Annotated in this window: 12 protein-coding genes; 10 read left to right on the top strand and 2 right to left on the bottom strand. The window is 72.0% G+C overall.

Annotation, left to right across the window (positions count from 1 at the left end; all coding sequences use genetic code 11):
• Positions 1-46: 46 nt before the first annotated feature.
• From ATJ88_RS13310 to nrdF, 7 genes are all read left to right on the top strand, one after another.
• Positions 47-2,059, top strand: coding sequence for a beta-galactosidase (locus ATJ88_RS13310; protein ID WP_245852661.1), 2,013 nt, complete (start codon positions 47-49; stop codon positions 2,057-2,059).
• 222 nt (positions 2,060-2,281) lie between these two features.
• Entirely contained in the window at positions 2,282-4,555 is a 2,274-nt protein-coding gene (gene yicI, locus ATJ88_RS13305) for an alpha-xylosidase (protein ID WP_098464242.1), read from the top strand.
• Between the two features lie 177 nt (positions 4,556-4,732).
• Positions 4,733-6,202, top strand: coding sequence for a GH1 family beta-glucosidase (locus tag ATJ88_RS13300; RefSeq protein ID WP_098464241.1), 1,470 nt, complete (start codon positions 4,733-4,735; stop codon positions 6,200-6,202).
• Positions 6,203-6,791: 589 nt separating this feature from the next.
• The gene (gene nrdH / locus ATJ88_RS13295; RefSeq protein ID WP_098464240.1) at positions 6,792-7,031 is read left to right on the top strand and encodes a glutaredoxin-like protein NrdH; all 240 of its coding nucleotides are present in this window, start codon (positions 6,792-6,794) and stop codon (positions 7,029-7,031) included.
• Between the two features lie 73 nt (positions 7,032-7,104).
• Positions 7,105-7,536, top strand: coding sequence for a class Ib ribonucleoside-diphosphate reductase assembly flavoprotein NrdI (nrdI, locus tag ATJ88_RS13290; RefSeq protein ID WP_098464239.1), 432 nt, complete (start codon positions 7,105-7,107; stop codon positions 7,534-7,536).
• 47 nt (positions 7,537-7,583) lie between these two features.
• Positions 7,584-9,689 (top strand): class 1b ribonucleoside-diphosphate reductase subunit alpha, encoded by a 2,106-nt coding sequence (gene nrdE, locus ATJ88_RS13285; protein ID WP_211287587.1) that lies wholly within the window; start codon positions 7,584-7,586, stop codon positions 9,687-9,689.
• 241 nt (positions 9,690-9,930) lie between these two features.
• Positions 9,931-10,911 carry a class 1b ribonucleoside-diphosphate reductase subunit beta gene (gene nrdF / locus ATJ88_RS13280; RefSeq protein WP_098464237.1) on the top strand — a complete coding sequence of 327 codons (981 nt, stop codon included), beginning with the start codon at positions 9,931-9,933 and terminating at the stop codon, positions 10,909-10,911.
• Positions 10,912-10,980: 69 nt separating this feature from the next.
• Here nrdF and ATJ88_RS13275 read toward each other — a convergent pair whose 3' ends face one another.
• Positions 10,981-11,481, bottom strand: a complete 501-nt coding sequence (locus ATJ88_RS13275) for a phosphoribosyltransferase (RefSeq protein ID WP_098464236.1) — start codon at positions 11,479-11,481, stop codon at positions 10,981-10,983.
• Positions 11,482-11,630: 149 nt separating this feature from the next.
• A complete protein-coding gene (locus ATJ88_RS13270; RefSeq protein ID WP_098464235.1) occupies positions 11,631-12,611 on the bottom strand; it encodes an FKBP-type peptidyl-prolyl cis-trans isomerase in 981 nt (326 codons plus the stop codon).
• Positions 12,612-12,730: 119 nt separating this feature from the next.
• On the opposite strand from ATJ88_RS13270, the gene ATJ88_RS13265 reads away from it, so the two are divergent.
• From ATJ88_RS13265 to ATJ88_RS13255, 3 genes are read left to right on the top strand one after another with little or no spacing between them, the layout of a single operon-like run.
• Complete coding sequence (locus tag ATJ88_RS13265) at positions 12,731-13,027, top strand: hypothetical protein (RefSeq protein ID WP_098465343.1); 297 nt, start codon at positions 12,731-12,733, stop codon at positions 13,025-13,027.
• 60 nt (positions 13,028-13,087) lie between these two features.
• Positions 13,088-13,870 (top strand): alpha/beta hydrolase, encoded by a 783-nt coding sequence (locus ATJ88_RS13260; RefSeq protein WP_098464234.1) that lies wholly within the window; start codon positions 13,088-13,090, stop codon positions 13,868-13,870.
• A 5-nt stretch (positions 13,871-13,875) separates the two neighbouring features.
• Positions 13,876-14,667 carry an alpha/beta fold hydrolase gene (locus tag ATJ88_RS13255; RefSeq protein WP_342744853.1) on the top strand — a complete coding sequence of 264 codons (792 nt, stop codon included), beginning with the start codon at positions 13,876-13,878 and terminating at the stop codon, positions 14,665-14,667.
• The last annotated feature ends 38 nt before the right edge of the window (positions 14,668-14,705 follow it).

Below are 14,705 nucleotides of genomic sequence, written 5' to 3'. Positions count from 1 at the left end.
GACGGCGACGTCCGCCCGCCCCGCCGGAGCAGGGCGCTTCGCCGCGCTGACCGACGACCTCGGCCTGCTCCACGGCGGCGACTACAACCCCGAGCAGTGGGGTCCCGACGTCTGGCGCGAGGACGCCCGGCTCATGCGCGAGGCCGGGGTCAACCTCGTCACGGTCGGCGTGTTCTCGTGGGCCCGTTACGAGCCGAGCCCCGGCGTGCGCGACTTCGCGTGGCTCGACGAGGTCCTCGACGTCCTGCACGCCGCCGGGGTCGCCGTCGACCTCGCCACCCCGACGGCGTCGCCGCCCGCCTGGCTCGGGCACCGGTACCCCGAGACCCTGCCCGTCGACGTCGACGGCGTCCGGCTGGTGGCCGGGTCGCGCAACCACTTCTCCCCGGCGTCCCAGGTGTACCGGGACCACGCGCTCGCGATCACCCGCGACCTGGTCGCCCGGTACGCCGGGCACCCGGCGGTGCGGATGTGGCATGTCGGCAACGAGTTCGGCCAGGTGTGCCACGGCGACGAGTCCGCCGCGCGGTTCCGCGACTGGCTGCGTACCCGCTACGGGACCCTGGAGCGGCTCAACGAGGCGTGGGGCACCACGTTCTGGTCGCAGGCCTACGGCTCGTTCGACGAGATCCTGCCGCCGCGACGCATGGTCTACCACGTCAACCCGACGCAGGCCCTCGACTTCCGGCGCTACTCCTCGGACCTGCTGCTCGACCTCTACCGCGAGCAGCGCGACGTGATCCGGGCGGCCGACCCCGACGTCCCCGTGACGACGAACTTCATGGGGTTCTTCCCCCTGGTCGACTACTGGTCGTGGGCGGGCGACCTCGACGTCGTCGCCGACGACCAGTACCCCGACCCCGGCGACCCGCACGCCCCGGCCGACTCCGCGCTGGTGCAGGACCTCGTCCGGTCGCTCGGCGGGGGCGACCCGTGGGTGCTCATGGAGCAGGCGACCGCCGCGGTGAGCTGGCGCGAGCACAACCTCACCAAGAGTCCCGACCGCTCCCGGCTGGAGTCGCTGCAGGCGGTGGCCCGCGGCGCGGACGGCGTGTGCTTCTTCCAGTGGCGGGCGTCGCGGGCCGGCGCCGAACGGTTCCACTCCGCGATGCTGCCCCACGCGGGCCCGGACACCCGGGTCCATGCCGGCGTGCGTCGCCTCGGGGCGGACCTGCGGCGCCTGCGCCCCGTGGTGGGTGGCCGCGTCGAGGCGCGCGTGGTGCTGCTGTTCGACTGGGAGTCGTGGTGGGCGGCCGAGGAGCAGGCCCGACCCACGGCCCGGCTCGGCGTGCTCGACCAGGTGCGGGCCTGGTACCGGCCGCTGTGGGCGGCGGGCGTCGCGGTCGACCTCGCCCCGCCGGGCGCCGACCTCACGGGCTACGACGTGGTCCTGGTGCCGCAGTCGTACGTGCTCACCGAGGATGCCGCGCTGGGCCTCGAGGCGGCGGTCCGGCGCGGGGCGAGCCTCGTCGTCGGCCCGTTCAGCGGCGTCGCGGACGCCGACGCGCAGGTTCGTCCCGGGAGGTTCCCGGTGCTGCTGCGCGACACGCTGGGTGTGAGCGGCGAGGAGTGGGTGCCGCTGCCCGACGACGGCGTCGCCCTGGCGGTGGGCGCGGACCTGGCGTCCGCGGCCGCGGCGTCGGACGCGCCGCGTGCGACCACGTTCGGCGAGCTGCTGCGCTCCGACGGCGCGCAGGTGCTGGCGACGTTCGCCGAGGGCCACCTGGCGGGTGCGCCCGCGGTGACGCGCCACGTCCCGGCGGGCGGCGGCGCGGCCTGGTACGTGGGGGCCGTGCTGCCGGAGGCGGTGCTCGCCGGCGTGCTCGGCCGGGCGCTCGACCGCGCCGGGGTGGAGGGGGTGCTGCCCGGGCTGGGCGACCTGCCGGGCGTGGAGGCGGTGCGTCGCGGTGGCCTGCTGTTCGTGCTCAACCACGGCGGTTCCGCGGCGCGGGTCCCCGTGCCCGGGGCCGCGGTCGACCTCCTGACGGGGGAGGTCGTCGCCGGTGAGGTGGTGCTGGCGCCGTCCGGCGCCGTCGTCCTCGACCCACGCGACCCGTGACGGGAGCCGTCCCGGGCGGGCCCGGCCTCGAATCGGTACGACCGGCGTCGTCCCGCCGCTCCCGCCCCTCTTGACGACAGCCGCGAGCCCGCACATACTCGGCTGTCGAAGCGCTTCGACATCGACGTCGACGACGCCCACCCGCCGACCCGGCCCCGGCCGCCGGGAGTGCGGAGGGGCGGACCCCGCCGGACGATGGACCCGACGAGAAGGTGACCCACCATGAAGTTCACCGACGGCTACTGGCTGTCCCGGCCCGGTCTGCACCCGCTCTACGCGGTCGAGGTGGACGACGTCCGCGTCGACGAGGAGGCGGGCACCATGACCGTGTACGCCCCCACCGCGACGATCCGCCACCGCGGCGACACGCTCAACCGGCCGATGCTCACCCTGACCTACTCCTCCCCGGCGCCGGGCGTCGTCACCGTCCGCGTCGAGCACCACGCCGGGGGGGTGCACCGCGGGCCCGACTTCGCGCTGCACCGCGAGCCGGGGTTCCGGCCGGTGGTCAAGGTCGACGAGGCCGCCGGGGTCCTGGAGACCGGCGAGCTCTCCGTCCGCGTCCACCGCGGCGGTCCCTGGCGCGTCGACTTCGAGCACGCCGGCCAGGTCGTCACGTCGTCCCTGCCGAAGTCGGTCGCGGCGGTCTCCGCGGACGCCGGGGGTTCCTGGGTGCACGAGCAGCTCGCGCTCGCGCCCGGCGAGCACGTCTACGGGCTGGGGGAGCGGTTCGGGCCGTTCGTGAAGAACGGCCAGGAGGTCGACGTCTGGAACGCCGACGGCGGCACGTCCAGCGAGCAGGCGTACAAGAACGTGCCGTTCTACGTGACCAGCCGCGGCTACGGCGTGCTCGTCGACCACCCGGAGAAGGTGTCGCTCGAGGTCGCCACCGAGGTGAACTCCCGGGTCCAGCTCTCCGTGCCGGGCGAGACGCTGACCTACCACGTCATCGCGGGCCCGACCCCGAAGGACGTGCTCACCCGCTACACCGCCCTCACCGGGCGTCCGCCGCGCGTGCCGGACTGGTCGTACGGGCTGTGGCTGTCGACGTCGTTCACCACCGACTACGACGAGGCCACCGTCAACGCCTTCATCGACGGGATGGCCGAGCGGGACCTGCCCCTGAGCGTCTTCCACTTCGACTGCTTCTGGATGCGGGAGTACCAGTGGTGCGACTTCACGTGGGACCCGCGCACGTTCCCCGACCCGGAGGGCATGCTGGCCCGGCTGCACGACCGCGGCCTGAAGGTGTGCGTCTGGATCAACCCGTACATCGCGCAGCGCTCCCCGCTGTTCGCCGAGGGCGCCGCGAAGGGCTACCTGCTGCGCACCACCGACGGCGGCACCTGGCAGTGGGACCTGTGGCAGGCCGGCATGGGCCTGGTCGACTTCACGAACCCCGAGGCCACCGCCTGGTACCTGTCGCACCTCGAGCGGCTGCTCGACCAGGGCGTCGACTCCTTCAAGACGGACTTCGGGGAGCGGGTGCCCACCGAGGGTGTCGTGTGGTTCGACGGCTCGGACCCGCAGCGGATGCACAACTACTACGCCCAGGCCTACAACGAGGCCGTGTTCGACCTGCTGCGGCGTCGTCGCGGCGAGGGCGAGGCGGTGCTGTTCGCCCGGGCCGCCACGACGGGCGGGCAGACCATGCCGGTGCACTGGGGCGGCGACTGCGACTCCCAGTTCTCCTCGATGGCGGAGACGCTGCGCGGCGGTCTGTCCCTGGCCATGTCCGGCTTCGGCTACTGGAGCCACGACATCGGTGGGTTCGAGGGCACGCCCGACGCCGACGTCTTCAAGCGGTGGCTGGCGTTCGGCCTGCTGTCCAGCCACTCGCGGCTGCACGGGTCGAGCTCGTACCGGGTGCCGTGGGCGTTCGACGAGGAGGCGGTCGACGTCGCCCGGCGGTTCACGCACCTCAAGATGCGGCTCATGCCGTACCTGGGGGCGGCGGCCGAGGAGGTCGTCGGGGCGGGCGTGCCGCTGATGCGCCCGATGCCGCTGGAGTTCCCCGACGACCGCTCGACGTTCGGCATCGACACCCAGTACATGCTGGGCGGGGCCCTGCTGGTCGCGCCGGTGTTCACGGCGGCGGGCGACGTCGAGGTGTACGTGCCCGCGGGGACGTGGACTTCGCTGCTGACGGGCGAGCAGGTGACCGGTCCGCGCTGGGTCCGCGAGCGGCACGCGGCGGACTCGCTGCCGTTGTACGTGCGGCCCGGCACCGTGCTGCCGCTCGGCGCGCGGACGGACCGCCCGGACTACGCGTGGGCGGACGGCGTGGAGCTGCGGCTCTTCGAGCTCCCGGACGGCTACGACGCCGTGACGGCGGTCCCGGCCCGGGGCGGCGGCGAGCCGGTGCGCTTCCACGTGCGGCGCCGCGGCGACGAGGTCGTGGTGTCGTCCGACGACGCGCCGGGCGACTGGTCCGTGCGGGCCGGGGACGTGGTGGCCGCGGCCTCGGGTCGCGCCGCGGTGACGCTCGTGCTGTGAGGGGTGTCGTGGTCGTCCTCGTGCCCGGGTGCCGGGCGCGAGGACGGCCACGACGCGCCGCCTCGGCGGGGCGGTGGATCCACCGCCCGTCCCGAGGTACCATCGAATCGATTCGTGGGAACGCTCCCACGCCCAGGGTGCGACCCGTCGCACCGACCACCAGGAGGTAGACCACCGATGAGCACCACCCCGGGCCACGCCACCGGCGCCGCGGCCCCCGGCCCGTTCCCCGCCGACTTCCTCTGGGGCACCGCCACCGCCGCCTACCAGATCGAGGGTGCCGCCACCGAGGGCGGCCGCGGCCCCTCCATCTGGGACACCCTCAGCCGTGTCCCCGGCGCCGTCGTCAACGGCGACACCGGCGACGTCGCCTGCGACCACTACCACCGCTGGGCCGAGGACGTGGACCACCTCGCCCGCCTCGGCGTCGGCGGCTACCGGCTCTCCATCTCCTGGCCGCGCGTCCAGCCCGGCGGCCGCGGTCCCCTCAACCCCGAGGGCGTCGAGTTCTACCGCAACCTCCTCGACGCGTTGCGGGAGCGCGGCATCACGCCCTACGTCACGCTCTACCACTGGGACCTCCCCCAGGAGCTCGAGGACGCCGGCGGCTGGGCCAACCGCGACACCGCGTACGCGTTCGCCGACTACGCCCGCGCCATGGCCACCGAGCTCGGCGACCGCGTCCGGATGTGGACCACCCTCAACGAGCCCTGGTGCTCCGCCTACCTCGGCTACGCGTCCGGCGTGCACGCCCCGGGCCGCACCGAGCCCGCCGCCGCGCTCGCCGCCGTGCACCACCTCAACCTCGCCCACGGCCTCGCCGTCCGCGCGATCCGCGAGGTGCTGCCCGACGCGCAGTGCTCCATCACCCTCAACCTGCACGTCCTGCGCGCCGCGTCGGGCTCCGACGCCGACGCCGACGCCGTGCGGCAGGTCGACGGGCTCGCCAACCGCGTGTTCCTCGGCCCGCTCCTCGACGGCGAGTACCCCGCCGACGTCCTCGCCGACACCGCGAGCGTCTCCGACTGGTCGTTCGTCCAGGACGGCGACCTGGAGATCACCCGCCAGCCGCTCGACGTCCTCGGCGTCAACTACTACTCGACCACCCGCGTGCGCCGGTTCGCCGGCGACGGCGAGCCCGTGCGGGCCGACGGCCACAAGACCACCACGGTCTCCCCGTGGGTCGCCGCCGACGACGTCGAGTTCCTCCCGCAGCCCGGCCCGCACACGGCCATGGGCTGGAACGTCGAGCCCGCCGGCCTCACCGAGCTCCTGCTCGACCTGCACCGCACCTACCCGGGCCTGCCGCTGGCCGTGACGGAGAACGGCGCGTCCTTCGAGGACGAGGTCGTCGAGGACCCGGCGCTCGGCATCGCCCGCGTGCACGACCTCGCCCGTGTCGCGTACCTGCGCGACCACGTGGCCGCCGTCGCCGACGCGATCGCCGCCGGCGCCGACGTGCGCGGCTACTTCGCGTGGTCCCTCATGGACAACTTCGAGTGGGCCTACGGCTACTCCAAGCGGTTCGGCATGCTGCACGTCGACTACCCCACCGGGGAGCGCACGTGGAAGAACTCGGCCTACTGGTACGCGCGGCTCGTGCGCACCGGCCGGATCCCGGGGGTGTTCGAGGCGCAGCCCGCCTGACCCGTCCCGACCGTCCGGCCCGTGGCCGCAGACGCGCCCGGCGTGCCCGACACGCCGGGCGCGTCGTCGTGTGAGAAAGGCCCGGTCGTGGTCCGCGCCGGGGTCGGGGGAGCGGCCCTCCGGCCCGCCCGGAGGGCTCGGGGTCGTCGTGCACACCTGTGGACGACCGGGCGTCCACAGGTGTGGAAGCCGGGCCCTCGGCGGCCCCCTGCCAGGGCCCCCGCCGGGTCGCGCCGGTGGACGACGGCGGTGGACGACGGGGCTGTCGGAGGCGGCTGGGAACATGGGTCCCACAGGTGTCGCCAAGGGTCGTCGGGCCCTCCGAGGACCGGATGACACGGCTGAAATCACACCGTTGGCAACACAACATGTCGTGGGCGAGCGCGCGGCGAACACTAGGTGTAGTGTTTGGAGCACGTCGGGGGCCCAGCCTCCGCAGAGCATCACATCGGCGTAGTTACACCGGTGTCGTCCCTGGTCGGGGGCCCTTCGCAGGGTCCCGCGGACCCCGGTCGACCGCCCGGGAACCGCCCACCACACACAGAAATCACGGGCCGCCAGGCGGGCGGCGGACGAGGGGGAGATCGACATGAGCGTCACCGTCTACAGCAAGCCGGCGTGCGTGCAGTGCGATGCGACCTACCGCGCCCTGGACCGCAAGGGCGTCGAGTACACCGTCGTCGACATCACGCAGGACGCCGAGGCGCTCGAGATGGTCCGCGGTCTCGGTTACCTCCAGGCGCCCGTCGTCGTCGCCGGCGAGGAGCACTGGTCGGGCTTCCGTCCCGACCGCATCAGCTCCGTCGCCGCCCAGGCCGTCTCGGCCTGACACGCTCCGGCCCGGTCGCGTCCACCGCGCGACCGGGCCGGCACCACGTACGTTCCGAACGGGGGAGAGCGACATGTCATCGCTCGTGTACTTCTCCAGCGTCTCGGAGAACACGCACCGGTTCGTCCAGAAGCTCGGGTTCGCCGAGCAGGGCGTGCCGGTGCGGCGCATCCCGCTGCGCCCGGCCGACGGCTTCCTCACGGTCGACGAACCGTACGTGCTCATGGTCCCCACCTACGGGGGCGGCAACGAGGGCGGAGCCGTGCCGCGCCAGGTCCGCAGGTTCCTGGGCGACGCGCACAACCGGTCGTTGATCCGCGGCGTCATCGCGGCGGGCAACACCAACTTCGGCGCTGCGTACTGCATCGCCGGCGACATCATCGCGGCGAAGTGCCAGGTCCCGTACCTGTACGCCTTCGAGCTGCTCGGCACGACCGAGGACGCCCAGCGCGTCCGAGACGGATGGGGACGATTTTGGCAACGACAGTCACTGATCTCGGCGTGAGCACCACGTCCGACGCCGCCGCGCAGGTCGCCCTGCCGCAGGCGGAGATGGACTACCACGCGCTCAACGCGATGCTCAACCTCTACGGGCCGGACGGCAAGATCCAGTTCGAGAAGGACCGCGAGGCGGCGTCCGCGTACTTCCGGCAGCACGTCCTGCCGAACACGATCGAGTTCGACACCCTCGACGCCAAGCTCGACCACCTCGTCGAGAACAAGTACTACGACCCGACCGTCCTCGCGAAGTACTCGCGCGCCTTCATCAAGGAGCTGTTCCAGCGCTCCTACGCCGCCGGGTTCCGCTTCGACTCGTTCCTCGGCGCGTTCAAGTACTACACGTCGTACACGCTGAAGTCGTTCGACGGCAAGAAGTACCTGGAGCGCTTCGAGGACCGCGTCTCCATGGTCGCGCTCGGCCTGGCCGACGGCGACGAGCAGATGGCCCGCGACATCGTCGACGAGGTCATCGCCGGCCGCTTCCAGCCCGCCACCCCCACCTTCCTCAACGTCGGCAAGGCGCAGCGCGGCGAGCCCGTCTCCTGCTTCCTGCTGCGCATCGAGGACAACATGGAGTCCATCGCGCGCGGCATCAACTCCGCGCTGCAGCTCTCCAAGCGCGGCGGCGGCGTCGCCCTGCTGCTCAGCAACGTGCGCGAGCACGGCGCGCCCATCAAGCACATCGAGAACCAGTCGTCCGGCGTCATCCCCGTGATGAAGCTGCTGGAGGACTCCTTCTCCTACGCCAACCAGCTCGGGGCGCGCCAGGGCGCCGGCGCCGTCTACCTGCACGCGCACCACCCCGACATCATGCGGTTCCTCGACACCAAGCGGGAGAACGCGGACGAGAAGATCCGCATCAAGACCCTCTCCCTCGGCGTCGTCATCCCGGACATCACGTTCGAGCTGGCGAAGAAGAACGCCGACATGCACCTCTTCAGCCCGTACGACGTCGAGCGCATCTACGGCAAGCCGTTCGCCGACATCTCCATCACGGAGAAGTACGACGAGCTCGTCGCCGACGAGCGGATCCGCAGGACCACGATCAAGGCCCGCGACTTCTTCCAGACGATCGCCGAGCTGCAGTTCGAGTCCGGGTACCCGTACGTCATGTTCGAGGACACGGTGAACGCCGCGAACCCCATCGAGGGCCGCATCACCCATTCGAACCTGTGCTCCGAGATCCTGCAGGTCTCCACGCCGTCCACGTTCCACGAGGACCTCTCCTACGACCACGTCGGCCGGGACATCTCCTGCAACCTCGGCTCGCTCAACATCGCCAAGACGATGGACTCCCCGGACTTCGGCCGGACCATCGACACCGCGATCCGCGCGCTCACCGCCGTGTCCGACCAGACCAGCATCGAGTCCGTGCCGTCCATCAAGCGCGCCAACGAGCTCGGTCACGCCATCGGCCTCGGCCAGATGAACCTGCACGGCTACCTCGCGCGCGAGCGGATCCACTACGGCTCCGACGAGGGCGTCGACTTCACCAACATCTACTTCTACACCGTGGCCTACCACGCGATCGCGGCGTCCAACCGCCTCGCCAAGGAGCGCGGCCGCGCCTTCGGCAGCTTCGCCACCTCCACGTACGCGACCGGCGAGTACTTCGACAAGTACACCGACCGCGTCTGGGAGCCCGCCACCGAGCGCGTCGCCGCCCTGTTCGCCGACGCCGGCGTGCACATCCCCACGCAGGACGACTGGCGCGAGCTCAAGGCGTCCGTCATGGAGCACGGCATCTACAACCAGAACCTCCAGGCCGTGCCGCCCACCGGTTCCATCAGCTACATCAACCACTCCACGTCGTCGATCCACCCCGTCGCCGCGAAGATCGAGATCCGCAAGGAGGGCAAGCTCGGGCGCGCGTACTACCCGGCGCCCTTCATGACGAACGACAACCTGGAGTACTACCAGGACGCGTACGAGATCGGCTACGAGAAGATCATCGACACCTACGCGGCGGCCACCCAGCACGTCGACCAGGGCCTGTCGCTCACGCTGTTCTTCCCGGACACCGTCACGACCCGCGACGTGAACAAGGCGCAGATCTACGCCTGGCGCAAGGGCATCAAGACGCTCTACTACATCCGTCTCCGTCAGCTCGCGCTGGAGGGCACGGAAGTGGAGGGTTGCGTCAGCTGCATGCTGTAGTCGCCTCAGGCAACCGAGCAGGTTGTCACCGCGGCGACTCTCCAGGGATGCGGGCGCCGGTCGACCATCCGGCCGCTCGTGCCTCGCGGCCTCCCGCCAGGCCCGCCACGACCGGCGCCCGCATCCCTTCCGGTCCCCGCTCGTCGTCCGGGCACCAGCACGACAACCGATGGCGCACGACGGCGTAGCGTTCGTTTCGTAGCCACGTCCCGGTCGGTCCGGGGCAGCAGGAGAGAAGGACATGGCACCCACGGGGAAGCTGAAGCTCATCGATCGCGTCACCGCGATCAACTGGAACCGTCTGCAGGACGAGAAGGACCTCGAGGTCTGGGACCGGCTCGTCGGCAACTTCTGGCTGCCCGAGAAGGTGCCGGTGTCGAACGACATCCAGTCGTGGAACACCCTGTCCGAGGCCGAGAAGCTCATGACGACCCGCGTGTTCACGGGTCTCACGCTGCTCGACACGATCCAGGGCACCGTCGGCGCCGTGTCGCTCATCCCCGACGCGCTGACCCCGCACGAGGAGGCGGTGTACACCAACATCGCGTTCATGGAGTCGGTGCACGCCAAGAGCTACTCGTCGATCTTCTCCACCCTCATCTCCACCAAGGAGATCGACGCCGCGTTCGCGTGGTCCGAGGAGAACCCGCACCTGCAGCGCAAGGCCGAGATCGTCCTCGAGTACTACCGCGGCGACGACCCCCTCAAGCGCAAGGTCGCCTCCACCATGCTGGAGTCGTTCCTCTTCTACTCCGGCTTCTACGCGCCCATGTACTGGTCGAGCCGCGCCAAGCTCACCAACACGGCCGACCTCATCCGCCTCATCATCCGCGACGAGGCCGTGCACGGGTACTACATCGGCTACAAGTTCCAGAAGGGCCTGGCCAAGCTCACGCAGGCCGAGCAGGACGAGATGAAGGCCTACACCTTCGACCTCCTCTTCGAGCTGTACGAGAACGAGGTCGCCTACACCGAGTCCCTCTACGGCGAGCTCGGGCTCACCGAGGACGTCAAGAAGTTCCTGCGCTACAACGCCAACAAGGCCCTCATGAACCTGGGCTACGAGGCGCTGTTCCCCAAGGACGCGACCGACGTCAACCCGGCCATCCTCGCCGCGCTCAGCCCCAACGCCGACGAGAACCACGACTTCTTCTCCGGCTCCGGCTCCTCCTACGTCATCGGCAAGGCCGTCGAGACCGAGGACGACGACTGGGACTTCTGACCCGCCTCGCGCGAACGGGCCCGCACGCCAGGAGCGTGCGGGCCCGTTCGTGCGTCCGGAGCCGCCTCGTCAGGCGACGACGTCGCTGTTCGCGCCCTCGACGGGCGGCTCCGCGGACCACGGGAACGTGATCCACCGGTCGGTCTCCCGCCACGAGTACTCGGGGCGGATCACGGAGCGCGGCTTGGTGTAGAGGACGGCGGCGCGGGCGTCGGCGCCGTGGCCGTCGAGCATCCGCATGACGAGCTCCAGCGTGCGGCCCGAGTCGGCGACGTCGTCGACGACGAGGACACGCGACCCGGTGAGGTCGGACGTGTCCATGAGGGGCGGCAGGACGCGCGGGTCGTCGAGGGTGCGGCCGATGTCCGTGTAGAACTCGATGTTCATCGTGCCGACGCCCTTGGTGCCGAGCGCGTAGGCGATGGCACCGCCGGGCACGAGGCCGCCGCGCGCGATCGCGACGACGACGTCGGGCCGGAACCCGTCCGCCACCACCTGCTCGGCGAGGCGGCGCGAGGCCTCCCCGAAGTCGGACCAGGTGAGGATCTCGCGTTCGGTGTCGCTCGTCATGGGCAAAAACTACCTGGCGGCCGGACGCCCCGTCGCGACGCGGAGCGGCCCCGCACCTCCGGGGAGGTGCGGGGCCGCTCAGGTGACCTGCGCCGACTCGCGGGATCCCGCGCTGACTCGGCGGATCCTGCGCTGACTCGCGGGAGGGGTCAGTCGGCGTCGAGGATGTCGACGACGAAGACCAGGTCCTGGCCGGCGAGCTCGTTGTCCGCGCTCTCCTCGGCGCCGTACGCCTGGTCCGCCGGGATGACGAGCAGCACCTGGCTGCCGATGGTCTTGCCGGCCAGGCCCTCGGTCCACCCCTCGATGACGCCCTGGAGGGAGAACGACGACGGCTCGCCGCGCTCCCAGGACGAGTCGAAGACCTCGCCGTCGAGCGTCCAGCCCGTGTAGTGCGCGGTGACGGTCTGCTCGGCCGTGACCTTCTCGCCCTCGCCCTCGATGAGGGTCTGCGCGACGAGCTCGGACGGGCCCTCGTAGCCCTCGGGGATCTCGATCGACGGGGCGCCGTCGTCGGCGAGGGTGACGGTGGGCAGGCCCTCCGCGGGCTCCACGGCCGTGCCCTCGGCGCGCGACGGGATCTCGTACGCGTCGACGACCTCGACGAGGTTCACCACGGTCGACGGGTTGTTGTCCGCGTCGTAGGTGGGGTTCGCGATGAGGAGGCGCGCGCCGACCTTCTGGCCGGTCAGCGGCTCGGTGAGCAGGTCGAAGCTGGGGTCGCCCAGGACGAAGCTCTGCGGGGCGTCCGTCTCCCAGGTGGAGCCGAGGCGCTCGCCCGTGGCGTCGTAGGCGACGTACTGCATGGTCACCTTCATGCCGTCGGCGAGCTCGGTGCCGTCACCGGCGTCGACGTTGCGGGTGGTCGGCACGGACACGGTGAGGTCGGAGAACACGAGCTCCGGCTCGGAGCCGGCGTCACCGGTGACCTCGACGGCCTCGAGCGCGGCGATGTCCTCCGCCGTCGGCTCCGGGGCGGTCGTCGCGTCGGCCGACGCGGACGACTCGGCCGACGCCGAGGCCGACGGCGTCGCGTCGTCGCTCGAACCGTCGCTCTCCCCGGCGCACGCGGACAGGGTGAGGGTGGCGGCGAGCGTCGCGGCGAGGGCGACGGAGGTGCGGAGCTTCACGGGAGGCCCTTCGGTCGGCAGCAGTGCGGTCGCGGTAGCAAACCCGGGACACTGTAGCGGTCGCACCTGTGCGCCGGCTGCGCCCGCGGCCGGACGACCGACGCGCGACAATGGTGCGCATGCCGAACCGTCGACCTTCCCGCAAGCGCCCGTGGAGCGCCGAGCACCCCGAGCTGGACGTCGAGCGGGCCCGCGGGGGAGTGCGGCACGTCGACGGCCGCGACGGGCAGTGGACGGTGCGGCGCGTCACGGGCGACAAGTCCTACACCTGCCCGGCGTGCCACCAGCAGATCCCGCCCGGCACGCCCCACGTGGTCGCCTGGCAGCGGGACGTCGTCGGCGGGGAGGCCGCCGGGCTGGAGGCGCGCCGGCACTGGCACTCCTCCTGCTTCGACCGGCGGGAACGCCTGCGCTGACCTCGGCCGGGACGCCCCGTCCACCGGGCGGGAGACGCGCCGCGAACTAGGCTGGAGGTGATGAACGACGACGCCGCCACCGGCCACCAGATCCGCTCCCTGTCCGTCCTGCCCGGGCGGAGGGAGGACGTCGAGTTGCACACCGCCGACGGTCTCACGCTCGTCGGCGAGCTCGCCCTGCCGGCCGACCGGGACCCCGTCGCGACGCTGCTGACGTTCCACCCGCTGCCCACGCACGGCGGCTACATGGACTCCCACGTGTACCGCAAGGCGGCGTGGCGGCTCCCGGCGCTGGCCGACCTCGCGGTCCTGCGGTTCAACACCCGCGGCACGTCGTCGCCCCGCGGCACCTCCGAGGGGGAGTTCGACGGCGGCGAGGCCGAACGGTTCGACGTCGCCGCCGCCCTGGAGCTCGCCGAGTTCCGCGAGCTGCCCCGGCCGTGGCTCGTCGGCTGGTCGTTCGGCACCGAGCTCGTGCTCAAGCACGGCGCCGACCCGAGCATCGAGGGCGCGATCCTGCTGTCGCCGCCCCTGCACCGGGCCACCGACGCGGACCTCGACCGGTGGGCCGCGTTCGGCAAGCCGCTCGTGGTCCTCGTGCCCGAGCACGACGACTACCTGCGTCCCGCCGAGGCGCGCGAACGGTTCGCGCGGGTCCCGCAGGCCGAGGTGATCGGCGTGGACGGCGCCAAGCACCTGTGGGTGGGGGAGCCGGCCGTGCGCCGCGTGCTCGACGAGATCGTCGCGCACGTGCTGCCCGGGCACGCACCCCTGCCCACGCACTACGACGGCGAGGTCACCCAGGCCCCGTCGGACGTCCCACCCGTCCCGACGAGAGGATGATGACGATGACGTCCCCGACCCTGGCCGACTACGTCCTGCGCGACGGCGTGGGCGTGCCGCTGCTGCTGCTGCACGCCTTCCCGTTCGACCATCGCATGTGGGCGCCGACGGTCGCGCACCTGCCGGACGGGCTGCGCGTCCTCGCCGTCGACCTGCCGGGGCAGGGGCACAGTGACCTCGGGGGCGTCGCGGCGAGCCTCGACGCCGCCGCCGACGCCGTGCACGCGACGCTGCGCGCGCACGGTGAGGGGAACGTCGTCGTGGCCGGCCTGTCGATGGGTGGCTACGTCGCCCTCGCCCTCGCCGACCGCCATCCCGACCTCGTGCACGGCATCGGGATGCTCGACACCAAGACGACCGTCGACCCCGACGAGGTGCGGACCAACCGGCTGCAGATCGCGCGGACCGTCGAGGACTCCCAGACCCTGGACGCGGTCATGGGCATGCCCGCCAAGGTGCTGGGGCCCACCAGCCACCTGGAGCGGCGCAGCCTCTACCCGACGGTGGAGCACTGGATCCGGTCGCAGTCGCCGTCCGGGATCGCGTGGGCGCAGCGGGCGATGGCCGCGCGGCCGGACCGCACGCACGTCCTGGCGGAGTTCGACGGTCCCGTCGCCGTCGTGGTGGGTGCGGAGGATCAGATCACCCCCGTGCAGGACGCGAAGCACATGGTGGCCGCCGCGCGGGACGCGACGCTGACGGTCGTGCCGAACGCCGGCCACCTCAGCGCCGTCGAGGAGCCCGCCGCGGTGGCGGCGGCCCTCGCGGCGCTGCACGCCCGCGCCACCCGCCGCTGAGCCGCGGTACGACGACGGCCCGTCCTCGGGAAGGGCCG

This window comes from Isoptericola jiangsuensis (assembly GCF_002563715.1).
Classification (GTDB): Bacteria; Actinomycetota; Actinomycetes; order Actinomycetales; family Cellulomonadaceae; genus Isoptericola; species Isoptericola jiangsuensis.
Note: the sequence above shows the minus strand (reverse complement) of the source record. Positions and strands in the feature narration are given on the sequence as shown.

Bases quoted from the DNA above. Each gene is read 5' to 3' on its own strand.
- yicI (WP_098464242.1), top strand. From the start codon at position 2,282: ATGAAGTTCACCGACGGCTACTGGCTGTCCCGGCCCGGTCTGCACCCG.
- ATJ88_RS13300 (WP_098464241.1), top strand. From the start codon at position 4,733: ATGAGCACCACCCCGGGCCACGCCACCGGCGCCGCGGCCCCCGGCCCG.
- nrdH (WP_098464240.1), top strand. From the start codon at position 6,792: ATGAGCGTCACCGTCTACAGCAAGCCGGCGTGCGTGCAGTGCGATGCG.
- nrdI (WP_098464239.1), top strand. From the start codon at position 7,105: ATGTCATCGCTCGTGTACTTCTCCAGCGTCTCGGAGAACACGCACCGG.
- nrdE (WP_211287587.1), top strand. From the start codon at position 7,584: ATGGACTACCACGCGCTCAACGCGATGCTCAACCTCTACGGGCCGGAC.
- nrdF (WP_098464237.1), top strand. From the start codon at position 9,931: ATGGCACCCACGGGGAAGCTGAAGCTCATCGATCGCGTCACCGCGATC.
- ATJ88_RS13275 (WP_098464236.1), bottom strand. From the start codon at position 11,481: ATGACGAGCGACACCGAACGCGAGATCCTCACCTGGTCCGACTTCGGG.
- ATJ88_RS13265 (WP_098465343.1), top strand. From the start codon at position 12,731: ATGCCGAACCGTCGACCTTCCCGCAAGCGCCCGTGGAGCGCCGAGCAC.
- ATJ88_RS13260 (WP_098464234.1), top strand. From the start codon at position 13,088: ATGAACGACGACGCCGCCACCGGCCACCAGATCCGCTCCCTGTCCGTC.
- ATJ88_RS13255 (WP_342744853.1), top strand. From the start codon at position 13,876: ATGACGTCCCCGACCCTGGCCGACTACGTCCTGCGCGACGGCGTGGGC.